This is a genomic window from Agrobacterium sp. CCNWLW32, assembly GCF_037083425.1.
Classification (GTDB): Bacteria; Pseudomonadota; Alphaproteobacteria; order Rhizobiales; family Rhizobiaceae; genus Agrobacterium; species Agrobacterium radiobacter.
The window spans coordinates 28,065-51,664 of sequence record NZ_JBAOJM010000015.1 but is presented as its reverse complement, the minus strand read 5'-3'; the positions used below and the strand labels follow the sequence as shown (position 1 = coordinate 51,664).

Annotated in this window: 20 protein-coding genes; 11 read left to right on the top strand and 9 right to left on the bottom strand. The window is 59.6% G+C overall.

The genetic code is table 11. From position 1 onward, the window contains the following. Window positions 1–67 precede the first annotated feature (67 nt). Window positions 68–1,417, bottom strand: a complete 1,350-nt coding sequence (gene hemN / locus V6R85_RS22725; protein WP_111834433.1) for an oxygen-independent coproporphyrinogen III oxidase — start codon at window positions 1,415–1,417, stop codon at window positions 68–70. Between the two features lie 212 nt (window positions 1,418–1,629). Between hemN and fnrN the strand changes: the two genes are divergently transcribed. After that, window positions 1,630–2,355 (top strand): transcriptional regulator FnrN, encoded by a 726-nt coding sequence (gene fnrN, locus V6R85_RS22720; protein WP_111834434.1) that lies wholly within the window; start codon window positions 1,630–1,632, stop codon window positions 2,353–2,355. Window positions 2,356–2,763: 408 nt separating this feature from the next. Here the strand turns inward: fnrN and V6R85_RS22715 are convergent, their stop codons facing one another. Continuing rightward, on the bottom strand, window positions 2,764–3,189 hold the full coding sequence (locus V6R85_RS22715; protein ID WP_223567027.1) for a hypothetical protein: 426 nt from the start codon (window positions 3,187–3,189) through the stop codon (window positions 2,764–2,766). Window positions 3,190–3,327: 138 nt separating this feature from the next. On the opposite strand from V6R85_RS22715, the gene V6R85_RS22710 reads away from it, so the two are divergent. The 6 genes from V6R85_RS22710 to V6R85_RS22685 all read left to right on the top strand — a co-directional run bounded on the left by V6R85_RS22710 (window position 3,328) and on the right by V6R85_RS22685 (window position 9,968). Next, a complete protein-coding gene (locus tag V6R85_RS22710) occupies window positions 3,328–5,187 on the top strand; it encodes a PHA/PHB synthase family protein (protein WP_060725784.1) in 1,860 nt (619 codons plus the stop codon). Between the two features lie 33 nt (window positions 5,188–5,220). Beyond that, on the top strand, window positions 5,221–5,940 hold the full coding sequence (gene sfsA, locus V6R85_RS22705; RefSeq protein ID WP_111784453.1) for a DNA/RNA nuclease SfsA: 720 nt from the start codon (window positions 5,221–5,223) through the stop codon (window positions 5,938–5,940). 31 nt (window positions 5,941–5,971) lie between these two features. Beyond that, entirely contained in the window at window positions 5,972–6,811 is an 840-nt protein-coding gene (gene map, locus V6R85_RS22700; protein ID WP_065115772.1) for a type I methionyl aminopeptidase, read from the top strand. Between the two features lie 13 nt (window positions 6,812–6,824). Next, window positions 6,825–7,667, top strand: coding sequence for a RadC family protein (gene radC, locus V6R85_RS22695; protein ID WP_003502909.1), 843 nt, complete (start codon window positions 6,825–6,827; stop codon window positions 7,665–7,667). A 137-nt stretch (window positions 7,668–7,804) separates the two neighbouring features. Then, on the top strand, window positions 7,805–8,227 hold the full coding sequence (locus V6R85_RS22690) for a TadE/TadG family type IV pilus assembly protein (protein ID WP_020012601.1): 423 nt from the start codon (window positions 7,805–7,807) through the stop codon (window positions 8,225–8,227). 1 nt (window position 8,228) lies between these two features. Beyond that, window positions 8,229–9,968 (top strand): TadG family pilus assembly protein, encoded by a 1,740-nt coding sequence (locus tag V6R85_RS22685; protein WP_111780761.1) that lies wholly within the window; start codon window positions 8,229–8,231, stop codon window positions 9,966–9,968. Between the two features lie 66 nt (window positions 9,969–10,034). On the opposite strand, the gene V6R85_RS22680 is transcribed toward V6R85_RS22685, so the two are convergent. Both V6R85_RS22680 and V6R85_RS22675 read right to left on the bottom strand, forming a co-directional pair. Next, entirely contained in the window at window positions 10,035–11,411 is a 1,377-nt protein-coding gene (locus tag V6R85_RS22680; RefSeq protein WP_003502915.1) for a class II 3-deoxy-7-phosphoheptulonate synthase, read from the bottom strand. A gap of 201 nt (window positions 11,412–11,612) precedes the next feature. Next, window positions 11,613–11,798, bottom strand: coding sequence for a hypothetical protein (locus V6R85_RS22675; protein ID WP_003502917.1), 186 nt, complete (start codon window positions 11,796–11,798; stop codon window positions 11,613–11,615). 144 nt (window positions 11,799–11,942) lie between these two features. Here V6R85_RS22675 and V6R85_RS22670 point away from each other — a divergent pair, with 144 nt between their 5' ends. Continuing rightward, window positions 11,943–12,803 carry a LysR family transcriptional regulator gene (locus tag V6R85_RS22670; RefSeq protein WP_111834436.1) on the top strand — a complete coding sequence of 287 codons (861 nt, stop codon included), beginning with the start codon at window positions 11,943–11,945 and terminating at the stop codon, window positions 12,801–12,803. Between the two features lie 41 nt (window positions 12,804–12,844). Here V6R85_RS22670 and gor read toward each other — a convergent pair whose 3' ends face one another. From gor to rpiA, 3 genes are all read right to left on the bottom strand, one after another. After that, complete coding sequence (gene gor / locus V6R85_RS22665) at window positions 12,845–14,233, bottom strand: glutathione-disulfide reductase (RefSeq protein WP_080866155.1); 1,389 nt, start codon at window positions 14,231–14,233, stop codon at window positions 12,845–12,847. Between the two features lie 168 nt (window positions 14,234–14,401). After that, window positions 14,402–14,968 (bottom strand): DUF2059 domain-containing protein, encoded by a 567-nt coding sequence (locus tag V6R85_RS22660; protein WP_003502923.1) that lies wholly within the window; start codon window positions 14,966–14,968, stop codon window positions 14,402–14,404. Window positions 14,969–14,984: 16 nt separating this feature from the next. Beyond that, window positions 14,985–15,680, bottom strand: coding sequence for a ribose-5-phosphate isomerase RpiA (gene rpiA, locus V6R85_RS22655; protein ID WP_080825029.1), 696 nt, complete (start codon window positions 15,678–15,680; stop codon window positions 14,985–14,987). Window positions 15,681–15,870: 190 nt separating this feature from the next. Here rpiA and gph point away from each other — a divergent pair, with 190 nt between their 5' ends. After that, entirely contained in the window at window positions 15,871–16,572 is a 702-nt protein-coding gene (gene gph / locus V6R85_RS22650) for a phosphoglycolate phosphatase (RefSeq protein ID WP_087744075.1), read from the top strand. Window positions 16,573–16,884: 312 nt separating this feature from the next. On the opposite strand, the gene V6R85_RS22645 is transcribed toward gph, so the two are convergent. Continuing rightward, window positions 16,885–18,753, bottom strand: a complete 1,869-nt coding sequence (locus tag V6R85_RS22645; RefSeq protein ID WP_162695541.1) for a L,D-transpeptidase family protein — start codon at window positions 18,751–18,753, stop codon at window positions 16,885–16,887. 422 nt (window positions 18,754–19,175) lie between these two features. On the opposite strand from V6R85_RS22645, the gene fumC reads away from it, so the two are divergent. After that, the gene (gene fumC / locus V6R85_RS22640) at window positions 19,176–20,645 is read left to right on the top strand and encodes a class II fumarate hydratase (RefSeq protein ID WP_373426353.1); all 1,470 of its coding nucleotides are present in this window, start codon (window positions 19,176–19,178) and stop codon (window positions 20,643–20,645) included. Between the two features lie 195 nt (window positions 20,646–20,840). Continuing rightward, entirely contained in the window at window positions 20,841–21,773 is a 933-nt protein-coding gene (locus V6R85_RS22635) for an alpha/beta hydrolase (protein ID WP_060726281.1), read from the top strand. A gap of 95 nt (window positions 21,774–21,868) precedes the next feature. Here V6R85_RS22635 and V6R85_RS22630 read toward each other — a convergent pair whose 3' ends face one another. Further along, window positions 21,869–23,497 carry a CTP synthase gene (locus V6R85_RS22630; protein ID WP_003502929.1) on the bottom strand — a complete coding sequence of 543 codons (1,629 nt, stop codon included), beginning with the start codon at window positions 23,495–23,497 and terminating at the stop codon, window positions 21,869–21,871. Window positions 23,498–23,600: the final 103 nt, after the last annotated feature.

Below are 23,600 nucleotides of genomic sequence, written 5' to 3'. Positions count from 1 at the left end.
AGGCAAGTCGCACAAAAAAGCCAATGGTTTCGTGACGTAACTTTGTAATTTGCCCCAAAACTGTTGCCTAAACAGCAACCGAATGACGGCCGCGTCCGTTACCGAGATAGGTGTCGAAGATTGCCGCGATGTTACGCACGAACGGCTTTCCAGCCTCCGTCACGGCAAAAATATCGGCATCCAGACGCACCACGCCATCCCTGTCGCCTGCGGCGAACAGCTGTGCCTGATTCCTCACGGAATGGCTCACCTTACCGAAACGGTGCTGCAATTCCGAAAGATCGATCGAAAAATCGCACATCAGCCGTTCAATGACATGCGAGCGCAGATGATCCTCCTCCGACAGTTCAATGCCCTTGACGACGGCAAGACCGCCCTCGCCCGCCATGCGCTGATATTCCCCCGTCGCCACCATGTTCTGCACATAACCCTGCGGCAGCCTGCCGATCGACGATGCACCAAGCCCGATCAGCGCATCGGCGGTGTCGGTCGTGTAGCCCTGGAAATTCCGTCGCAGCGCGCCGGCTTCTGCGGTCTGGCATAATGTATCGGTCGGCTTGGCGAAATGGTCGATGCCGATCGCCTTGTAGCCTGCCTGTTTCAGCATCTCGCCCGCCATCGTCATCTGGCGGTAGCGCTCGGCAATATCCGGAAGCGCGTGTTCGGGGATCAGCGACTGGTGTTTTTTCATCCAGGGAACATGGGCATAACCGAAAAGCGCGATGCGATCGGGATCGAGCGACACGATCTGGTTGACGGTCCTTTCCAATGTCTCACAGGTCTGGAACGGCAGCCCATAGAGGATGTCGCAGTTGACCGAATGCACGCCCCTCGCCCGAACGGCATCCACGACGGATTTCGTCTGTTCGAAGGACTGGATGCGGTTGATGGTTTTTTGCACTTTGTCATCGAAGTCCTGAACGCCGAGGCTCGCCCGCGACATGCCGATGGCGGCAAGCGCATCATAGCGGCTGTCGTCCAGATCATTGGGATCCATCTCGACGCTGATTTCAGGTGCGAGCCCGAAGGTGAAGTGACGCCGCAGACAGTCCATCAGGCTCTGCATGTCCTCCGGCTTCAGCATGGTGGGCGAACCGCCGCCGAAATGAACAGCACTCACCACCGCATCAGGCGAAACAAGCGCGCCAACCGCCGCAATCTCCTGCTTAAGTGCTTCAAGATAAACTGCAATCGGCTCGTATTTCAGCGTGTGCTTGGTGTGACAGGCGCAGAACCAGCACAGCCGGTCGCAATAGGGAATATGCAGATAAAGCGATATGCGATTCCGGTAGCCAAGCGCGCCGAGCCAGCCGCGATAAGTGCCATTATCGATTCCCTCGTGGAAATGCGGCGCGGTCGGATAGCTCGTGTAACGCGGCACTGCACCCGAATATTTGTGAAGAAGTTCGGTATTCATCACCCGATTTGCCTTTTATCAAGAAAATGTCGATTTCCTCTCTTTCAGTAACGGCTGCGACAGTTTGCAACTTTGACTTCAATCAAATTGCGCCATAAGTTCTTGCTAAAGTAGACGCGGGGACGACGGCTACATGGCGCAAGCCTTCAAAGAGACCGTATTTGATACCCACGGTCGCAATCGTCCCGAAAAGCCAGCATTGGAAAAGGCTTATGGACACGCTGCAGAAGACCATCCACAATTCGGAAGAGCCCGTTGTTTGCCGCTCCTGCGAGGCGCGTCACGGCGGTCTTTGCAGCACGCTGACACCACAGCAGCTCTGCGATCTCAACCGCCATTCCAGCCGCAAAAAGCTGGAAGCCGGCAACGAGCTTCTCGGCCAGGGCGAACTCGTCACCTCCTATGGCAATATCCTGAAGGGCGTGGTGAAGCTGTCGAAAATGATGTCGGATGGCCGTCAGCAGATCGTCGGCCTGCAATTCGCACCGGATTTCCTCGGCCGTCCGTTCCTGGCGGAAAGCAAGATGACGGCGGAAGCCGCAACCGATGTGGAGATTTGTCTCTTTCCGCGCCGCGTTGTCGACCGCATGGTGTCCGAAGTGCCTGACATGGAACGCAAGCTTCACAACCAGTCCCTGAAGGAACTGGACGAGGCGCGTGACTGGATGCTGACGCTGGGTCGCAAATCGGCACAGGAAAAGGTTGCCAGCTTCCTTTATATGATCGCCACCCATATCGACCCGGAAAACGACGACAAATCCTGTTTCGACTTGCCGCTTTCACGCGCCGACATCGCCGATTTCCTTGGCCTCACCATCGAAACGGTTAGCCGGCAAATGACAAAGCTGCGCAAGGAAGCCATTATCCGCATCGAAAACAACCGTCACATCACGGTGCCTGATCTCGACGTGCTGAGCGAAGCCGCCGGCAACGACTGACGGAATTTGCCCTCTCACTGCCCCTGAAGTGCAGGTGTCCCGAAATTGATGTGCGGCGCCCGCGCCTGTGCGGGTGCGAGCGCAAAACCGGCAAGAACCAGCAAAGCGGCGATGCATTTCATGATATTTCACCCCGTGCCCCGCTTTTTCAGCGGCCTGTTTGTTATGGCTGCATCATAGCGGCAAACCTCATCCATCCGCTTAACATCTTGGGTAAGCGGATGGTTCAAAGGCAGGGTAAAGAAGGGGTTACAAGCTCGGCATCGCCGCATGTTTCTTCTCTCCGCCAGAGAGAAGAAACAAAGCACACCCGCTCGCTCCATAGGGAATCGACCGTTTGGGGGGCATGTCTTGTCAACAAAGATGGTCTGGCCAGTCTCTGAAACCGCGCAAATACGCGGCATGATCTCACTGCGAGGCTGCAGGCGTCGCAACCGGCTTCTGGTTTTCGGCAAGCGCCCGCAGCTCGGCCACCCGGCGCTTGTATTCGGCTTCCGAAATCTGGCCGTTGCGCCGTGCCGCACCGAGGCGCGACAGGCTCGATTCCATGGTGGAGGCCTCATCCTCACCCATCTGGGTGCCCGCGGCCGTCAGCGGCTGCGAAAAGGTCGGATAGGTGCCGGTATCGCGCTTCTGGCTCACCGCATTGTCGCTGACGGGGCGCGGACCGACGATTTCAGTCGTCGGACGGCGCATATGGGCGGGCGCAACGATCGGCTCCGGTGCCTTGCAGGCTGCAAGCGCGGTGACGAGCAAGGTGCCAGAGAGCGAAAGAACAGCGATTCTCGCGGCGTTTTCCGCATATGTTCCCCATGTGCCCATGTGCTTGCCCATCGTCATGTTCCGCCTGTAAGGATATCGCCGATATCGAATTCGACTGCGGTTCGGCCCTTTGCGGCCTCCCCTTGCTGGTGGAACTTGTATTCGTTTTCATGCAGAATGTGCAAACACAAATTTGGTGGAGGATGGCGCATGGCAGGTGTTGACGGCGGGGCAGAGAAAAAGGGTGGAAAAACGCCCGGTTTCGACGCTACTTCCGCCGAAGCCTACCTGATCCGCGACCCGGAAACCTTCGCGATCAATATCGCCCGCGCGCTCGAGAATCTCGGCAAGGCCGCCTCCGAATGGCTGGCGCCGCGCGAACGCGGCGAAATCCCCCAGGCAAGCGCTGATCCCGTGACCGATCTGGTCAAGACGCTCTCCGATGTCGCCGAATACTGGATGGCCGAACCGAAGCGCTCGCTCGAAGCGCAGACCCATCTGCTTTCCAGCTATTACGATCTTTGGGCTAAATCGGTGGCGCAGTTTTCCGACGACGCCGATTCGGCTTCTGAAAAACCCGCCGAAAGCGGTCCTGCCGAACGCAGGAGCAGGCGTTTTGCCGATGCCGACTGGCAGGCCAATCCCTTCTTCGATTTTCTCCTGAAAGCCTACCAGACCACCGTCGGTTTTGCCGACCGGATGGTGACGGAAGCCGAAGGCCTTGACGAACATACCCGCACCAAGGCGCTGTTCTATATGCGGCAGGTAACGGAGGCGCTTTCACCGGCCAATTTCGTCTTCACCAATCCACAGGTCTTCCGCGAGACGGTGGCTTCCAGCGGCGCCAATCTCGTCAAGGGCATGGCGCAGCTGGCGGAAGATGTCGCAGCCGGCAATGGCCACCTGAAACTGCGCCAGACCGATTACAGCAAATTCGTCATCGGCCAGAATATCGCCGTCACGCCGGGCAAGGTGGTGGCGAAAAGCCCGCTCTGCGAAATCATCCATTATGCGCCGACGACGCAGAAGGCCTTCAAGCGGCCGCTGCTGATCGTGCCGCCATGGATCAACAAATTCTACATTCTCGATCTCAACCCACAGAAATCCTTCGTCGGCTGGTGCCTTGAGCAGGGCCACAGCGTGTTCATGGTCTCCTGGATCAATCCGGATGCCCGTCTGGCCGAGAAGGGCTGGGACGATTACATCCGCGAAGGCATCGATTTTGCGCTTGATACCATCGAGGAGCGGACCGGTGAGAGGCAAATCAACGCCATAGGTTATTGCGTCGGCGGTACGCTTTTATCCTCGGCGCTGGCGCTGCATGCGCAGGAAGGCGATGAACGCATCCGTAGCGCCACGCTGCTGGCCGCCCAGACCGATTTCATCCATGCCGGCGACCTCAAGGTCTTCATTGACGAAGGCCAGCTGGCGGCGCTGGACAAGCACATGCAGGCGGTCGGTTATCTCGACGGCTCGATCATGGCGACCGTCTTCAACATGCTGCGCGCCTCCGATCTCATCTGGCCCTATGTGGTCGATAATTACCTGCGCGGCACCGAGCCCCTGCCCTTCGACCTGCTCTACTGGAACTCCGATTCGACCCGGGTGACCGCCGCCAGCCACTCGTTTTATCTGCGCAATTGTTATCTCGAGAACAATCTCGCGCGTGGACTGATGCGCGTTGCCGGCAAACGGATCAATCTCGGCGATATCAATATCCCTGTCTACGATCTCGCCACCCGCGACGACCATATCGCGCCGGCGAAATCGGTCTTCACGGGCGCTGCGTTGTTTGGCGGGCCGGTGGAATTCGTGCTCGGCGCTTCCGGCCACATTGCCGGCGTCGTCAACCCGCCGCAGCTTGAGAAATACCAATATTGGACGGGGCCGTCACCAGCTGGGGACTTCGACGCCTGGCAGGCCGCCGCCACGGCCCATAAGGGCTCGTGGTGGGTGCACTGGCAGAGCTGGATCGAAAACCAGAGTGCCGAAAAGGTGAAGGCGCGAAAACCGGGAGATGGCAGGCGTCCGGTGCTCGGCGATGCGCCGGGAACCTATGTCCTGTCCTGATCACGCCCGCTACCTCTTAATCTTTCAGGCCCCATGTTCTTCACGCCCCCGCTTATTCCCGCAACGTTGATCTCCCGCTACAAGCGTTTCCTGTTCGATGCCGTTCTGGAAGACGGCACGACGATCACGGGCTCCTGCCCCAATACCGGCTCCATGCGCGGGCTGACGACACCGGGCTCCCGCATCTGGCTTTCCGAACACGACAGCCCCACCCGCAAATACCGTCACATGCTGGAAATGGTCGAGGCCGATGGCACCGTGGTCGGCATCAATACCGGCATGCCGAACCGGCTGGCGGAAGAGGCGATCCTGAACGGCCGCATTCCTGAGCTTGACGGCTATTCGACGATCCGGCGCGAACAGAAATACGGCCGCAATTCCCGCATCGATTTCCTGCTGTCGGAACCCGGCCGGCCGGATGCCTATGTGGAAGTGAAGAACGTGCATTTCATGCGCGAAAAAGGTCTGGCCGAATTCCCTGACACCGCCACCAAACGCGGCGCGAAACATCTCGAAGAACTGGGTGACGCAGCGGAAGCTGGTTACCGTACGGTGATGCTCTATCTCATCCAGCGCGATGATTGCGACCGGATGCGTATCTGCGACGATCTCGATCCCGTCTATGCGCTGGCGTTTCAGCGGGCGATGGCGCGCGGCGTGGAGGCCTATGCGGTGAAATGCACGGTCTCCCCGGCACAAATTTCAGTCAGCGGAACGGTTAAGATGGACGAATGGCGTCCGGCTGTTTTATGAACAGGGACGTAAAGAGACAGAAAGCACTATGATGGTCACCTATATCGACGCAGCCTCCGCCCCCCTCAAGAATACCGGCGTCATCCGCCTTTATACGCCTGAGGATTTTGATGGCATGCGCAAGGCCTGCCAGCTGACGGCGCGTTGCCTCGATGAACTGGCAGCCATCGTCAAGCCGGGTGTGACGACTGACGCCATCGACCGCTTCGTCTTCGAATTCGGCGCCGACCATGGCGCGCTGCCGGCGACGCTGAATTATCGTGGTTATACGAAATCCGTCTGCACCTCGATCAACCACGTGGTCTGCCACGGCATTCCGGATGAGAAGCCGCTGCGCGAAGGCGATATCGTCAATATCGACGTGACCTATGTGCTTGACGGCTGGCATGGCGATTCGAGCCGCATGTATCCGGTCGGCCAGATCAAGCGCGCTGCCGAGCGGCTGATGGAAGTGACCTATGAATGCCTGCTGCGCGGTATTGCGGCCGTAAAGCCCGGCGTACGCACCGGCGCGATCGGCGCTGCGATCCAGGCCTATGCGGAAGCGGAACGCTGCTCCGTGGTGCGTGATTTCTGCGGCCATGGCGTCGGACGCCTGTTCCATGACACACCCAACATCCTGCACTACGGCCGCCCCGATGAAGGCCCGGAAATCCGCGAGGGCATGATCTTCACCATCGAGCCGATGATCAATCTCGGCAAACCGCATGTGAAGGTGCTTTCGGACGGCTGGACCGCGGTGACGCGTGACCGTTCCCTTTCCGCCCAATATGAACATGCCGTTGGTGTCACGGCCACCGGCTGCGAAATCTTCACGCTGTCACCGGGTGGTTTTGATCGTCCGGGCCTGCCGCCGCTTCCCCCCGCATAAGGCCAGACCGCCTATGGCAAAACGCCCCGCCTCGCCTTCCGCCGATCTTTCCACGACGTCAGGCTTTGAGGCGGGCGAAGGCGATCTCTTTGAAGGGGCGGATGAGCGCGGCTTTTTTGCAGAACCGCGAAATGCGCCCAGGAAACCCGAGCGGGCCGCAGCCATCTCAGAACAGGAAGCGGATGCGGCCCATTATCACGGTCACCGCGACAGGCTGCGGGCGCGTTACCGCGATGGCGGCGATGCAGCGCTTGCCGATTACGAGTTGCTGGAGCTTCTGCTGTTCCGGCTGATCCCGCGGCGCGATACCAAACCCATCGCCAAGGCCCTCCTTGCCCGGTTCGGAACCCTTGGCGGCGTTCTCGGTGCTCCTCTGGCCTTGCTGCAGGAAGTGAAGGGCGTGGGCGAAGCCGTGGCGCTTGATCTGAAGCTTGTCGCCTCCGTTTCCCAGCGCATGCTGAAAAGCGAAATCCGCAACAAGCAGGTTCTCGGCTCCTGGTCGTCGGTCATCGATTATTGCCATGCCGCCATGGCCCACGAGACGCGGGAACAGTTCCGCATCCTCTTCCTCGACAAGCGCAACGTCCTGATCGCCGACGAGGTACAGGGTCAGGGAACCGTGGACCACACGCCGGTCTACCCGCGCGAAATCGTGCGGCGCGCGCTTGAACTATCCTCTACTGCATTGATTTTAATCCATAATCACCCGAGTGGAGACCCCACCCCTTCGCGAGCGGATATCGAGATGACCAAAACCATCATCGATACGGCAAAGCCGCTCGGCATCGCCGTTCACGACCATATCATCATCGGCAAGGATGGCCACGCCAGCTTCAAGGGCCTTCGGCTGATCTGAAGCAAACGCGAAAGTTTAACGCGAGCTGCAACCCATAGAGGCGGCATCAATACAAAATTAACACCTATAAATTAGCATTTCCGAAAATAATAAATCAAGGCATCGAACCTTGATGCCTGAAGGAACGGGGGTGCTTTATGTTTAATGGAGTGCGTTTCTTTCGCGATAGATCCGGCTCGTCTGCTGTCGAGTTCGCCATCGTCGCACCGATATTCTTTCTCGTCCTGCTCACGATGATCGCCTACGGCATTTATCTGATGGCCGCCTATTCGGTGCAGCAGATCGCCGCCGATGCGGCAAGAACGGCCGTTGCCGGACTGAACACCACCGAACGCCAGCAGCTTGCCCGCGATTTCGTCAGCAAAAGCGATCTCAGCTACGCCTTCATGGACAAGACGCGTTTCACCGTCAACGTCGCCACCGATCCCGCCAATGCCAACCAGTTCACGGTCAAGGTCGAATATGACGCCCGCAACCTGCCGATCTGGAGCCTCTACAGCTACACCCTGCCCGAGCCGGTCATCCGGCGTTTTTCCACCATCCGGATCGGAGGAGCATGACATGCGAGATATCCATTCCCTGCTCCCCCGCTTCCTTAGGGATAGAACGGGCAACATCGCCATCTCGGCGGGGCTCACCGCACCGCTCTTCATCGGCATATTGGCGCTCGGTGTCGATTACGGTTACCTGACATTACAGAAACGGCAATTGCAGCAGACCGCCGACCTCGCCGCCATCTCGGCGGCAGCCAACGCCACCGATGCCGAAAAAGCGGTTCAGCAATATTTTGCCCTCAACGGCATGGATCTCGGCGTCCGGACGGCCCAGGGCATTTTGACCGCCAAGGGGCTCCAGCCCTTCGATCCCCTGAATGAATTCGCCAGCAGCAAGGGTTATGCCGAAGTCATCAAGGGTCACTATGAGCCGGATGCGACGGTCCCTGTCGGCCAGCGTTTTGTCGATAACGCCCTGCCCACCAATGCGATAAAAGTGAACATCGTCGAACAGGGGCAGATATTCTTCGCCTCCGCCTTCACCAAGCCGCCAAAGGTTTCGGCGGTCGGAACGGCCTCATCCCAGAAGATCGCGGCATTTTCGGTGGGATCGCGGCTCGCCAGCCTCGATGAGGGAATTCTCAACAGCCTTCTCGGCGGCCTGCTTGGCACCACGGTGTCGTTGAAGCTGATGGATTATCAGGCGCTTCTCGCCGCCGATGTCAACGCACTGAAGATCGTCGAGGCGCTGGCCATTGATCTCAACCTCACCGCCGGCACCTACAAGGATGTTCTGAAGACCGAAATCAGCTACGGCAAATTCCTCGACGTGCTGACGAAAACAACGGGATTGCAGCCGGCGGTCGTCAACATTCTGAATACGCTGCAAAAAACCGTCAACAAGAGCAACGTCAAGATAAAGCTGGAGGAAATCCTCAATCTCGGCCCGTTCTCGGACAAGCTGATCGGTACGGGTGAAAACCTCAAGGTCACCGCCGGTGTCTTCGATCTCATCAATGCCGCAGCGGTAGCCGGCAATGGCGGCAATCAGCTGGGCCTCAATCTCAACGCCAATCTTCTCGGTCTCGCCTCGGTCAAGGCAACGCTTGCCATCGGTGAACCGCCGGTCGAAACGCCGTCGCTTGCCGTCGGAGGTCAGGGCACCGTGGTGCGCACCGCACAGACCCGGCTTGCGGTCAATGTCGTGGTTGACGGGCTTCAGGCCATAGCAGGCCTCAAGGTCAATCTTCCGCTCTATGTGGAAGTCGCCCATGCCGAAGCGCGGCTTGCCGATATTCGCTGCACGGGCGGCGGACAGGGAACCGTCGATGTCGAGGTCGTTCCCGGCGTTGCGGAAATCGCTCTTGGCAATGTCGATACCACGGCCTTTGCCAATTTCGGCAAGGATCCGCGCGTCACCAAGGCGGCGATCGTGGATTCGGCGCTGCTCTCCATCAATGGCAGCGCCCTCATCAACGCCACCAACATGACCAAGACCAAGCTGACCTTCACTCAGTCCGATATTACCCAGGCCAAGATCAAGAGTGTCTCCACCAAGGACACCGTTACCACTCTTGTCAGTTCACTGCTGAAGAACCTTAATCTGGATATCAGGCTTCTCTTCCTCAACCTTGATCTCGGAGGTCTGGCGGGCATTCAGGCGGCGCTTGCCAACACGCTTGCGGTGGTCACAGCCCCCGTCGATCAGCTGCTCTATAACGTGCTGCTGGTTCTCGGCGTCAAGATCGGCGAAGCCGATGTGCGGGTCACGGATGTCCGCTGCCAGCAACCAGCGCTGGTGCAATAGTTCAGCACCGCACACGAAAAAGCCGCCGGAAGGTCTCCCGGCGGCTTTTTTGTTTATTTCGTTAGATCAGGCGTTGGCAATCGCCAGACGCTTCTCGTCGCGGCCGCTCTTCATGCGCTCGGACAGCAGGAACGCCAGCTCCAGCGCCTGATCGGCGTTGAGGCGCGGGTCGCAATGGGTGTGGTAACGGTCGGACAGCGAATCCGCCGTCACGGCGCGCGCACCACCCGTGCATTCCGTCACATCCTTGCCGGTCATCTCGATATGGATGCCGCCCGGATGCGTGCCTTCGGCGCGGTGGATCTGGAAGAAGCTTTCGACTTCCGACAGGATCCGCTCGAACGGACGCGTCTTGTAGTGGTTGAGCGTGATCGTGTTGCCATGCATCGGATCGCAGGACCAGACGACCTTGCGGCCTTCTTTTTCCACCGCACGGATGAGCTTCGGCAGGCTGTCCGCCACCTTGTCGTGGCCGAAACGGCAAATCAGCGTCAGGCGGCCAGCCTCGTTCGCCGGGTTCAGCGCATCGATCAGCTCGATCAGGTTATCGGGCGTCAGCGACGGTCCGCATTTCAAACCGATCGGGTTCTTGATGCCGCGGAAATATTCCACATGCGCATGGTCGAGCTGACGCGTGCGGTCGCCGATCCAGATCATGTGGCCGGACGTGGCGTACCAGTCGCCGGAGGTGGAATCGACGCGGGTCAACGCCTCTTCGTAACCGAGCAGCAGCGCCTCATGGCTGGTGAAGAAGTCGGTTTCACGCAGGCTCGGATTGCTGTCTGCCGAGATACCTATCGCCTTCATGAAATCCATGGTTTCGGAGATGCGGTCGGCCAGCTTGCGATAACGGTCCGCCTGCGGGCTGTCCTTGATGAAGCCGAGCATCCACTGGTGAACGTTTTCGAGGTTGGCATAGCCACCCATCGCGAAAGCGCGCAGCAGGTTCAGCGTCGCCGCCGACTGGCGGTAGGCGTCGAGCTGACGCTCCGGGTTCGGAATGCGCGAAGCCTCGTTGAATTCGATGCCGTTGATGATGTCGCCACGGTAGGACGGCAGGGAAACGCCATCCTGCACTTCCACGTTGGAAGAGCGCGGCTTGGCGAACTGGCCAGCAATGCGTCCTACCTTCACGACAGGCAGCTGCGCGCCATAGGTCAGCACGACGGCCATCTGCAGGAAAGCGCGGAAGAAGTCGCGGATATTGTCCGCGCCATGCTCGAGGAAGCTTTCGGCGCAATCGCCGCCCTGCAGCAGGAAGGCGTTGCCTTCAGCCACATTGGCAAGCTGCTTTTTCAGGCGACGGGCTTCACCGGCAAAAACGAGCGGCGGATAGGTCGCAAGCGTGGCTTCCGTTGCCGCAAGCGCTGCCGCGTTAGGATATTCGGGAACCTGCTGGATTGGCTTTTGCCGCCAGCTGCCGGGGGTCCAATTCTGTGCCATGTTCTTACCCTTTTCTCGCCCGCGCAACAGCGGCGCGACCGCCTCGAAAAATTGAGCGGCTTATAGCTCCAAGCGCCGAGTTTGCATAGACACTCGTGCACCCGCTCCTCCCTTTCCGACCCTTTTGATGCCGTCTGACGCAGAAAAATCGTTTCAAACGATTAAAATATCACAAGATGGTGTCCGCCTGCTCCCGTGCAATCAAGAAATTCCCCGTTTTGTGCGGATGTATTGGCGCAAGGAAAGAGGCAGATGGAAGAGAAAGACCGCCAGTCGGTCCATGGCAGAGGATGGCCAGGTCTCCCACTCATCATCGCCCCCGCCTTGCCTGCACAGTGCTTCAGTGCGTCTCATCTTTTCCATCAGGAACATGGTTTCCGGCAACATTTTTGTCTCCTTGGTGTGGAGAGACGAGTTAAGCGGACCCGGCGGGAGAGCATAGATGCACGTTTGAAAGACCCGTTTCATACAAAAACGGAGAAAGCGGCCCCTGATGCGCATAAGGTGCTGCGGTGATTTGGAGAAGATGCCGTGAAGGAAGTGGACTGGGACGATCTGAAGCTTTTCGACATTGTTGCGACAGAGGGAGGTTTGGCCGGTGCTGCAGGCAGAGCCGGGCTCAGCGCGCCGACGATTGGCCGAAAAATGCTCCTTTTGGAGCGCAAGATCGGACGAACGCTCTTCATTCGAAGCCAGAACGGATACAGGCTCGCCCCGGATGGCGAGGTCCTGCTCGAAAAGGTTCTGATCATGCGGCAAAGCGCGGCAGAGATCGCGCAATGGCACGGTGAGGCCTTCTCGCTGCCGATTGTTTCGATATCGAGCGACATCTGGATTGCGGGCTTCATAGCGGCCAATACAGCAGCCATCCGGGGCCCATCCGACGCTTTTCGGCTGTGCTGCAAGCAATGCGAGAACGAAGACGAACTGACCTATCGGCGTGGCCTGATTTCGATAAGGCACGACAAGCCAGCCACCGGAAATTTTGCCGTGCGCAAATCGGTCGACGTCGCCTATTGCGCCTATCGCCCGCAGGACAGTTCGGGCGAAGAGTTCACGCAATGGATTTCAATTGGAACCGAGGTGGCGGCGTCCGACGCGGAGAAATGGGTATTCCGTCATCGGGAACCGCTTATCCACACCTGGACGAACGCGCCCTCACTTTTACCGGGCCTTATCCAGAGCGGCGCGGGAAAAGGCGTCCTGCCGTGTTTCGTTGGCGATGCCCTGCCCGGCCTTGTCCGCGATGGCGAGGCGATCGAAGAATTATCCCATCCGCTGTGGATCGTCGTCAACGATGACGACCGGCATGCCGCTGAAATGCGGCTCGCCATAGACCGTCTCGTTGCCCTTTTGAAGAGCAACGAGAGCCTGTTCAGCGGGCGTCGGTGATAATCGGGCGAAAATCAATGATGTGCCGAAGTGGAGGGTGACTAGACCTTTTCGCCGTTCACCACGCGGTAGCTCGGCGAATACATCGTCACCAGTTCCTCGGACGCTGTCGGATGCACCGCCATGGTGCGGTCGAAATCATCCTTGGTGCAGCCGGCTTTCAGCGTGATGCCGAGAAGCTGCGCCATCTCACCCGCCTCATGGCCGAGAATATGGACGCCGACAACCTTGCGGTCGGCAGCATTGACGATCAGCTTCATGATCGTCTTTTCCTGACGGCCGGATAAGGTCGCCTTCATCGGGCGGAACTGTGCGCGATAGACCTCCAGTTCCGGATATTTCCTGCCGGCTTCCTCTTCCGAAAGACCGACCGTGCCGATTTCGGGCTGCGAAAACACCGCCGTCGCGATCAGTTCGTGATCCGGCTTGGTCGGGTTGTTCTTGTATTCGGTTTCGATGAAGCACATGGCCTCGTGGATCGCCACCGGCGTCAGCTGTACCCGGTCGGTGACGTCACCCAGCGCGAAGATGTTCGGCACGTTCGTACGCGAGTAATCATCGACGATGATCGCGCCCCGCGCATCGAGTTTAACCCCGGCATTTTCGAGGCCAAGGCCCTTGGTGTTCGGATCGCGGCCAAGCGCCAGCATCACCAGGCCGACATGCAGCGAGCCGCCCTGCTTCGTGCGCGCCACGAAGCCACCGGCGCCATCCTTGCTGACGTCCTCGATGATGTCTTCCAGAATGATGCGGATGCCCTTGGCCTCCATCGCCTCATGCAGGCCCTTGCGCATGTCGTGATCGAACCGCGAGAGGATTTCCTTACCGCGATAGATCAGTGTCGTTTCGACACCAAGCCCGTGGAAGATATTGGCGAATTCCACGGCGATGTAACCGCCGCCGGCGATCAGGATCGATTTCGGCAGCTCTTCCAGATCGAAAGCCTCGTTGGACGAGATCGTTAGCTCATGGCCGGGCAGCGCCTTGTGCTCGTTCGGCGTGCCGCCGACGGCGATCACGATACGCTCGGCCGTGAACGTCTGGCCGGTTTTCGTGAGCTTCACGGTGTGGGCGTCAACCAGTTCCGCCCGGCTGTCGAAAATGTCCGCCTTGGCGTTTTCAAGACCCTTGCGATAGAGCCCTTCGAGACGGGTGATTTCCTTGTCCTTCGCCGCGATCAGCTTCTTCCAGTCGAAGCTGCGTTCGCCGACGCTCCAGCCAAATCCTTCCGAGTCCTCGAAATGTTCCGGGAATTGCGAGGCGTAGACGAACAGCTTCTTCGGCACGCAGCCGCGGATGACGCAGGTGCCGCCATAGCGGTATTCTTCGGCGATTGCCACGCGCTTGCCGAGCGAGGCCGCTACACGGCCGCTGCGCACGCCGCCAGAACCGCCACCGATGACGAAGAGATCGTAGTCATAAGCTGTCATAGTCAAAACCCCTGATCAAAACCGCCGTCCTCAGCCTCGAGACGGGTGGCGGCGCATTCACGGCACATATAGGTGCTGCGACGCACAAATGAAAAGCCCGGTCTTGCGACCGGGCTTTGAATATTTCTGAACCTGAGCTTTTTGGGCCCAATGCTCTATGTCACGCACTCAGGGCTTGTGAGCCGGAGCGCCGCCCGTATTGGTCTGATCTGCCGGAAGCGGCTTCAGATCGGCGCCAGCTACCTTCTGCAACTCAGCCATGCTGGAGGTGTTCAGATCGCGGTTGACGCCAGCGGCCCAGATGTCGGCGGCCTTCATCAGTTCGCGCGTGGCGATCGGGCCGTCCTTCAGGAGCTTCTTGCCCGCTTCGCTGCTGTAGAAGGTGGAAATGGCGTTCAGCTCTTCAACGGTGAAGGCGCGCGCGTAGGTTAGCGCGGCTTCGCGTTCCAGATCGGCGCGGCGCGGCGCAAGCTCGAGCGCCTTCGCGTCAACGGTCTCGGTGATCGCGTCCTGCACATTCGGTGAGGCCTGAATGAGTTCGGCTTTCAGACGCTCCGCCAGTCCAGGCAGAATGTCGTCGAAACGGTCGGTAACGCCAAGAGAGGTGATAGCCTGCCGTGCGGCAGCGATATGCGCTTCCGAAATTTCCTGAGCGCGTGCGGCAGTACCGAACACGATGCCGGAAATGAGGATCGAAGCAGCGGCAGCTTTGCCCAGTCCCGCTAGTTTGACCATGAAAATCTCGCTCCTGTTATACTGCCTGCATCACGCGGGCGCCTTCAGGACCCGCGATGATGGCAAGCGATGCCAAATTTATGAAAAGTCCGTGCTCGACGACACCGGGAATCGTGTTCAGCTCGCGTGCTAGCGCTTCTGCATCAGGAATACGGCCAAAAGATGCGTCAAGGATGAGGTGTCCACCGTCGGTCATGAAGGCGCCATCGCCGGATGAGCGCATCGTCAACTCGCCCGAAAGGCCGGATCGTGCCGCCAGTTTTTCGATGGCGATGCGCGTTGCCACCTGGCCGAACGGGTTGATTTCGATGGGAAGCGGAAAGGCGCCAAGCGTCTCGACGACCTTGCTCTGGTCGGCGATGACGATCACCCGGGCAGATGCCGCAGCCACGATCTTTTCGCGCAGAAGCGCGCCGCCGCCGCCCTTGACGAGACGCAGCGCATGATCGACCTCGTCAGCGCCATCGATGGTCAGATCGAGTTCCGGCAATTCATCGAGGGATTTCAGCGGCACGCCAAGCTCGACGCACAGGCGCGCGGTGCGCTCGGATGTCGGCACGCCCTCGACCTTGAGACCGGCTGCGACCTTTTCGGCCAGAAGCCGGACAAATTCCTCGGCCGTCGAACCCGTGCCGATACCAAGCCGCATCCCGTCCTGCACGTGGGACAATGCGGCCTCGGCGGCCTTGATCTTCATCTGGCGGGCATCCATGTGCCTGAAACTCCGGTAGCTTTGTCGTCGCCGTGCTGTTTACACGGGTCGAAAGCCAAACGAAAGCCTTTTTCAAGGCAACGAACAGAACGTTGTGACGCGGTTGCAAAGACAGGCCCGTTTGCCTAGGCTTGGCGCAAATGAAAACACCCATATCCCAGCATCCGCATTCTCCAAGAGGCCAGTTCCCGTGACAACCCGCACGCTCTCCCCGCTCGCCATTTTCGATCTCGACGGCACGCTGGTCGATACCGCCGCCGATCTCGTCTCGAGCCTTAACCACACCATCGCTGCAGCCGGGCTTGCCCCCGTTACCTATGACGACCTGACGCATCTCGTCGGCCAGGGCGCTCGGGTGATGATCAAGCGCGCCTTCGCACTGCGCGAGACGGAACTGCCGGAAGCCGAGATCGATCCGCTCTATGAGCGCTTCATCACCCATTACCGCGCCGAAATGCCCGGCGAAAGCCTTCCCTATCCGGGCATCGTCGCGGCTCTGGACGCGCTAAAGGCCGCCGGCATCACGCTTGCCGTCTGCACCAACAAGACCGAAATCCTCGCTGTGCCGCTACTCGAAAAACTCGGCCTCACGCCCTATTTCGCCGCCATCACCTGCGGCGATACCTTTGAGTACCGCAAGCCCGATGCGCGCCACATCCTCGGCACCATCGAAAAGGCCGGCGGTGACACGCAACGCACTGTCATGGTCGGCGACAGCATCAACGACATCCTCGCCGCAAAGAACGCTGGCGTGCCATCGATCGGCGTCACCTTCGGTTATACGGATGTGCCGATGGTGAAACTCGAGCCGGATGTCGTGATCGACGATTTCAATGAATTGACGCCGGCGCTGTTCGAAGAACTGGTTGCTAAGGGTGCGGCTGCGGCCTGAGAGGCTGTGGGCTAGGCGGAAAAAGCGAGGGAGCGGCACACTCAACCACATTGAGGGTTGCGCGCCCCTTCTTCCGTCATGCCGGACTTGATCCGGCATCCAGCCACGGCGCGTTTGCACCGCGAGAAGAGTCTCTCGCGATCAAGGACTTGATCGCGCTGGACCCCGGATCAAGTCCGGGGTGACAGAGTACGGTGTTGCCGTTAACGCCAAATGTAGCAGGCGGACCCTACCACCAAACAAATCGGGAAGGCCTTTCCTTCAAACAAAAAAGCGCCGTCTCCGGCGCTTTTTCTCTTGATGGTATGCTGATCAGATCGACGCGGCCCGCGCCTTCGTCGTCACGGCGAATGCCTTCTGCACATAGCTGTCGCGATCATAGACATCGTCGAAGAATTGCACCTTGCCGTCCTTGTCCGGCCACGCGGTGAAATAGGCCACATAGACAGGAACCTTCTCCGGCACCTGCACGGCCCGGTTCTTGCCGGATGCGATCTGCTCGCCAACCTTGTCGACGCTGGTGCCGAGAACGGCCGCGGCCATGCGGCGCGGATCGACCAGGCGGATACAGCCATGGCTCAGCGCCCGCATGTCGCGGTTGAAGAAGCTCTTGGCCGGCGTGTCATGCATGTAGATGGCATGCGCATTGGGGAACAGGATCTTCAGGTCGCCCAGCGCATTGTCGCTGCTCGGCGGCTGACGAACGGAAATCGCGTTGGTCGAGCCGTACCAGTTGACGCTGGTGGAAGAAACGGCACGGCCGCCCACCTGCACTTCGTAACCCAGCCGGTCAAGATAGGACGGATCACGGCGCAGCTTCGGCAGCATCTCATTGACGATGATCGACTGCGGCACGCCCCAATAGGGGTTGAACTCGACGGTCTGGATCTCATCCTGGAAGAAATAGGTCTGGTTGGCTTTCGAGCCGACCACCACCTTCATGCCGAACTGCTCGAGGCCGTCATTGTGGTAATAGGCCATGAAAGCGGGTTGGTTGATGAAGACGTAACGCTGGCCGAGATCGGCCGGCAGCCAGCGGACCTGCTCCATGGCCACCTGCACCTTGGCGATCTTGGCGTCATTGCTTTCGCCGACCATGGCGCGCACGGTCGCGCGGCCAATCACGCCATCCGGCTTCAGGCCGTTTTCGCTCTGGAACGCCTTCACCAGATCGACGAGATCAGGCGTATAATCCGGCGTCTGCTGATAGGCGGAAATGATCGCCGCATGCTCGGCCTTGAAGGCGGGCGAAGCACGATGTTCGATGGCCTTGACGACATTGGCCATATCCGCGCTGCTGTTGCCGGGCTTCAGCACCAGATCGGCGGGAACGCGCACGACATGTGCCGCATCACCCTCGCCGCGCAGGCGGGCAAGTTCGGTCTTCAACGCAAGATATTCGGCGCTAGACGGTTCGCGGCTGCGCAGATACGCGGCGACATCGGGGCTGAGGCCCGCAAGCTTCAGCACGGGTGCGAGGTTCACCGTCTTGCGCTTGAAATCATGGTAGCCGGAAAGCCGGTTCGGATCGACACGGCCACGGGTCGTATCCTGCACATAGGCAAGAACCTTGGCGGAGAGCGCCAGCTCGAACTGCATCTGCGCCCGCTGATAGGCGTCGGATACGGGTGCCGAGGCCGTTTCGACCGGCGTACCCGTTGCAGTCGTGCCTGCAGCATTGCTGCTGATGCTGGCGGTCACGTCCTTTGCCGGTGCGGAAATGCTGTAATCGGCCGGATCGAGGCCACTTTCGCCCACCGTCTCGAAAAAGGCGATGACGGCATTGGCACGCGCGGTAAGCTCACCTTCCGAAACCCACAGCGTCTTGCCGCCGGCTCCATAATAGGCTTCCAGCGCCTTGGCGATCTCAGGCGTGGCGCTGAACTTCAGATTGGCGAGACCTTCGCCGAAATTCGCGGTGTTTACCGCACGCGCCGCATCCGCCTTGTAGTCGTAATAGCGCGGGCCGGAAACGCGCGGCAAAGGCTCGGGGTCGGAAGCGTCCGCACTCTGTCCTGCGCCCGGTCCAGCGGTCGAGGGCGAGGTGACGATGCCGGCCGGCGGCAATTCACCGCGATCACGCGCGATCTTGCCGGGGCCGCCGCGCAGGAGGTCCATCAGCGTTACCGCCCCGGCGCTGCCGGGAAGAGCGGTGGAAACGGAAAGACCGAGAGCCAGCACCAGCGCTGCCGATGATTTTCCAGATGTGACTTGCAATTTGATCCTCGTAGCACCCAGCACCGCCAGCAAAGGGCGGGCATCAGTTTCATGCCTGTCTAGCCGATCGCCGGCCCGTTGAAAAGAAAACGCCCAAAGCCCACAACCGTGCCGAAATGAACCTTATGATACAGCCAAAGCCATAAAAACGTAATTTCCAGAATTGGCGAGAATGGTTAAATTTCTATTTATTTCATTCACTTTACCCTGCCCCAACGGAGCGTCAGCGCACCCGGTAAAGCCCGGTTTTCCGGCCATTTCGCGTCGTAGTAAAAATGACACGCCGACGCCTTTTTCTCCGCGCACCACGCCACACGGTAAAATCGCTTTTGCACGGCGGGAAATATCTGCCTCCGCCCCATTGCAGCGCTTTCATTGCCGGCGCGATGATTCTATATATCGGCCGCGCAAGGCGGGCGAAGGCGCCGTTTTGGCGGAGGAACACGAGTAAAAAGGCAATACTGATGACAGCCACACGCACGGAAACCGATACATTTGGACCCATTGAAGTTCAGGCCGATCGCTATTGGGGCGCGCAGGCGCAGCGCTCGCTCGGCAACTTCAAGATCGGCTGGGAAAAGCAGCCCGCCTCTGTCGTTCGCGCGCTCGGCATCGTCAAGCAGGCAGCGGCCCGCGCCAACATGGCCCTGGCCGGCCTCGACCCGAAAGTCGGCGACGCCATCATCGCGGCTGCTCAGGAAGTCATCGACGGCAAGCTGACCGAACATTTCCCGCTCGTCGTCTGGCAGACCGGTTCCGGCACGCAGTCGAACATGAACGCCAACGAGGTGATTTCGAACCGCGCAATCGAAATGCTCGGCGGCGAAATGGGCACCAAGAAGCCGGTTCACCCCAACGACCACGTCAATATGAGCCAGTCCTCGAACGACACCTACCCGACGGCGATGCACATCGCCTGCGTGGAAGAGATCGTTCACCACCTGCTGCCGAGCCTGAAGCACCTGCACAAGGCGCTGGAAGCCAAGGTCAAGCAGTTCGAAAAGATCATCAAGATCGGCCGCACCCACACCCAGGATGCAACGCCGCTGACGCTCGGCCAGGAATTCTCCGGCTATGCCGCGCAGGTCTCCTCGGCCATCGCCAATATCGAAACCACCCTGCCCGCACTTTCCAAGCTCGCCCAGGGCGGCACGGCTGTAGGCACGGGCCTCAACGCCCCAATCGGCTTCGCCGAGAAGGTCGCGGAAGAAATCTCCAAGATCACCGGCCTGCCCTTCGTCACTGCGCCAAACAAGTTCGAAGCGCTCGCTTCGCACGATTCCATGGTCTTCTCCCATGGCGCGATCAATGCGGCCGCTGCAGCACTGTTCAAGATCGCCAACGACATCCGCTTCCTCGGTTCCGGCCCGCGCGCCGGTCTCGGTGAATTGTCGCTGCCGGAAAACGAGCCCGGCTCGTCGATCATGCCGGGCAAGGTGAACCCCACCCAGTCGGAAGCATTGACGCAGGTTTGCGCCCACATCTTCGGCAACAATGCAGCGCTCTCGTTTGCCGGTTCGCAGGGCCACTTCGAGCTCAACGTCTATAACCCGATGATGGCCTACAACTTCCTGCAGTCGGTCCAGCTTCTGGGCGATGCGGCCGTCTCCTTCACCGACAATTGCGTTGTCGGTATCGAGGCACGCGAAGATAACATCCGGAAGGGCGTCGAAAACTCGCTGATGCTGGTGACTGCGCTCAACAGCAAGCTCGGCTACGATATCTGCGCCAAGATCGCCAAGACCGCGCACAAGAACGGCACGACCCTGCGCGAAGAAACGGTCGGTGGCGGATACCTCACCAACGAGGAATTCGACCAGTTTGTACGCCCGGAAAACATGATCGGCCCGAAATAAGCCGGTCGGGATTTATCGCTGGAATTGGAACGGGCCTTCGGGCCCGTTTTTTATTGCCGGATGGATAAGGACAGGCTCCAAGCTGGACAGGCTGCGATGGTCCGGTATTGACCTCGCCTGCCGTTTTGAAGATCGTCCTTGTGAGCCGGTCTCCGGCGCAAATGCCGAAACCCCAAGCGCGATGAGGATGACGCCATGATATGCCGCCGCAATCTCCTGCTGGGCGGCGCGCTTTTCGCGGCGGCCTTGAAAATCCCAGATGTCTTGGCCCGGGACAGGCGGCTGCAAATACCTCTCTGGCCCGGCCCACCTCCCGGCGGCAGCGGTCCGGGTGGCGCTCTGGAGATCAGCAGGAAAGGCGCGGTCAGCAATATCAGCCTGCCGAGCCTTGAAATATTCGCACCCGAGAAACCAAACGGTTCCGCCATCATTATCGCGGGTGGCGGTGGATATAAACGCATCGAAGAAGGCAAGGAATCCTATCCTGCAGCACGCTGGCTTGCCGCAAGGGGTATCCACGCCTTCGTCCTCACCTATCGCCTGCCGATCGAAGGCTGGGTCGCCGGTCCGCTTGCCCCGCTTCAGGATGCACAGCGTGCCATCAGGCTCATCCGCGCCCGCGCTTCGCAATGGCAGATCGATACGCACAAGATCGGCGCGCTTGGCTTTTCTGCGGGCGGCCACCTGATGGGCCTGACTGCGGCCCGCTCCGCCTTCTCATCTTACGATGCCCTCGATGATATCGACAGGCAATCAGCCCGGCCGGATATCGCAGCGCTGATCTACCCGGTCATCACGCTATCGGCTCCCTATGACGATACCTCGACCCGCAAATCGCTTGTCGGCAGACATCCGACGGATGCGGCAACGCGGCAATGGTCGGTGGAAAGCCATGTGGGAAAGGATTGCCCGCCGATTTTCCTGACGCAGGCCGATGACGATCGCATTTCCGATCCGGCCAACAGCCGTATCATGCAGCAGGCCTGCGAAAAGGCCGGCGCGGATGTCGAGTTTCATCCAATCGCGTCCGGCGGTCACGGCTTTGGCATGGGCAAGCCCGGAACTCTCACCGAAGCATGGCCGACATGGTACGAAGCGTGGCTTAAGAAACGCAGCTTTCTGACCTGATGCATGGGGCGCATCGCAGCGCACCGCGCGTCCCAAGCCCATTATCACCAAACAAAAGGGCCGCAAAAGCGGCCCTCTTCATCTCATTCAAACTGTCAAACCAGCCGGCTCTGCTCCACCGCCGCCTCAACGAAGCTGGCGAAAAGCGGATGCGGATCAAGCGGGCGGCTCTTCAGTTCCGGGTGATACTGCACACCGATGAACCACGGATGGTCAGGATATTCCACCGTTTCCGGCAGGACGCCATCCGGAGACATGCCGGAGAAGACGAGGCCGCAATTTTCCAGGCGGTCCTTGTAGTCCACGTTCACCTCGTAGCGGTGGCGGTGGCGCTCGGAAATATCCGTGGTGCCGTAGATTTCGGCGATCTTGGTATCTTTCTTCAGCGCCGCCTTGTAGGCGCCAAGACGCATCGTACCGCCGAGATCGCCCTTGGAGGAGCGCTTCTCCAGCTCGTTGCCCTTGACCCATTCCGTCATCAGGCCGACGACCGGCTCGGAAGTCGGGCCGAATTCGGTGGAGGAGGCATTTTCGATGCCGGCAAGGTGACGGGCCGCTTCCACGACCGCCATCTGCATGCCGAAGCAGATGCCGAAATAGGGCACGTTGCGCTCACGCGCGAACTGCGCCGCCATGATCTTGCCTTCGGAACCACGCTCACCGAAACCACCAGGCACGAGAATGCCGTTGACCTTTTCGAGATAGGGTGTGGGATCTTCCTTTTCGAAGACCTCGGACTCGATCCATTCCAGCTTGACCTTGACGCGATTGGCAAAACCACCGTGATGCAGCGCCTCGATCAGCGACTTGTAGGCATCCTTGAGGCCGGTGTATTTGCCGACGATCGCAATCGTCACTTCGCCTTCCGGCGTGCGGATGCGGTTGCAGACCTCTTCCCACGGCTCCAGACGCGGCTTGGGCGCCGGCTCGATGCCGAAGGCGGCCAGCACTTCCGAATCGAGACCTTCCTTGTGGTAGGCAATCGGAACGTCATAGATATTCGCCACATCCAGCGCCTGGATGACGGCGGAAGGACGCACGTTGCAGAACAGCGAAAGCTTGCGGCGTTCCGCTTCCGGGATTTCCCGGTCGGCGCGCACAAGCAGGATGTCGGGGTGAATGCCGAGCGCCTGCAGTTCCTTCACGGAATGCTGGGTCGGCTTGGTCTTCAGCTCGCCGGCTGCCGGAATGTAAGGCATCAGCGTCAGGTGAAGATAGATCGCCGTGCCGCGCGGCAGGTCGTTGCCGAGCTGGCGGATCGCCTCCATGAACGGCATCGCCTCGATATCACCCACCGTGCCACCGATTTCGCAGATGACGAAGTCGTAGTCGTCATTGCCTTCGATCACGAAATCCTTGATCTCGTTGGTGACATGCGGAATGACCTGAACGGTTGCGCCGAGATAGTCGCCGCGCCGTTCCTTGTCGATGATGTTCTTGTAGATACGACCGGTCGTGATGTTGTCGGTCTTGGTGGCCGAACGCCCCGTGAAGCGCTCATAGTGGCCAAGGTCGAGGTCCGTCTCGGCACCGTCATCCGTCACGAACACTTCGCCGTGCTGTGTCGGGCTCATGGTGCCGGGATCAACGTTCAGATAGGGGTCGAGTTTGCGAAGCCGCACCCGATAACCACGGGATTGCAACAAAGCTCCGAGTGCTGCCGCGGCGATGCCCTTGCCTAGAGAGGAGACCACGCCGCCTGTGATGAATACATATCGCGCCATGGGATTCACCGGATACCTTTTTACCTCTGATTCCGCCAGCCCAAAATTAATGGTTTCGAAAATTCGCTGTTGACGAATCCGCGATGGGGCGAGCCGGAATGCG

Excerpts from the sequence above, each read along its gene's own strand:
- sfsA (WP_111784453.1), top strand. The coding sequence starts at position 5,221 with ATGTTCTTCACGCCCCCGCTTATTCCCGCAACGTTGATCTCCCGCTAC.
- V6R85_RS22675 (WP_003502917.1), bottom strand. The coding sequence starts at position 11,798 with ATGTTGCCGGAAACCATGTTCCTGATGGAAAAGATGAGACGCACTGAA.
- hemN (WP_111834433.1), bottom strand. The coding sequence starts at position 1,417 with ATGAATACCGAACTTCTTCACAAATATTCGGGTGCAGTGCCGCGTTAC.
- V6R85_RS22685 (WP_111780761.1), top strand. The coding sequence starts at position 8,229 with ATGCGAGATATCCATTCCCTGCTCCCCCGCTTCCTTAGGGATAGAACG.
- fumC (WP_373426353.1), top strand. The coding sequence starts at position 19,176 with ATGATTCTATATATCGGCCGCGCAAGGCGGGCGAAGGCGCCGTTTTGG.
- V6R85_RS22690 (WP_020012601.1), top strand. The coding sequence starts at position 7,805 with ATGTTTAATGGAGTGCGTTTCTTTCGCGATAGATCCGGCTCGTCTGCT.
- radC (WP_003502909.1), top strand. The coding sequence starts at position 6,825 with ATGGCAAAACGCCCCGCCTCGCCTTCCGCCGATCTTTCCACGACGTCA.
- fnrN (WP_111834434.1), top strand. The coding sequence starts at position 1,630 with ATGGACACGCTGCAGAAGACCATCCACAATTCGGAAGAGCCCGTTGTT.
- V6R85_RS22660 (WP_003502923.1), bottom strand. The coding sequence starts at position 14,968 with ATGGTCAAACTAGCGGGACTGGGCAAAGCTGCCGCTGCTTCGATCCTC.
- V6R85_RS22635 (WP_060726281.1), top strand. The coding sequence starts at position 20,841 with ATGATATGCCGCCGCAATCTCCTGCTGGGCGGCGCGCTTTTCGCGGCG.
- map (WP_065115772.1), top strand. The coding sequence starts at position 5,972 with ATGGTCACCTATATCGACGCAGCCTCCGCCCCCCTCAAGAATACCGGC.
- rpiA (WP_080825029.1), bottom strand. The coding sequence starts at position 15,680 with ATGGATGCCCGCCAGATGAAGATCAAGGCCGCCGAGGCCGCATTGTCC.
- V6R85_RS22680 (WP_003502915.1), bottom strand. The coding sequence starts at position 11,411 with ATGGCACAGAATTGGACCCCCGGCAGCTGGCGGCAAAAGCCAATCCAG.
- V6R85_RS22630 (WP_003502929.1), bottom strand. The coding sequence starts at position 23,497 with ATGGCGCGATATGTATTCATCACAGGCGGCGTGGTCTCCTCTCTAGGC.
- V6R85_RS22715 (WP_223567027.1), bottom strand. The coding sequence starts at position 3,189 with ATGGGCAAGCACATGGGCACATGGGGAACATATGCGGAAAACGCCGCG.
- V6R85_RS22710 (WP_060725784.1), top strand. The coding sequence starts at position 3,328 with ATGGCAGGTGTTGACGGCGGGGCAGAGAAAAAGGGTGGAAAAACGCCC.
- gor (WP_080866155.1), bottom strand. The coding sequence starts at position 14,233 with ATGACAGCTTATGACTACGATCTCTTCGTCATCGGTGGCGGTTCTGGC.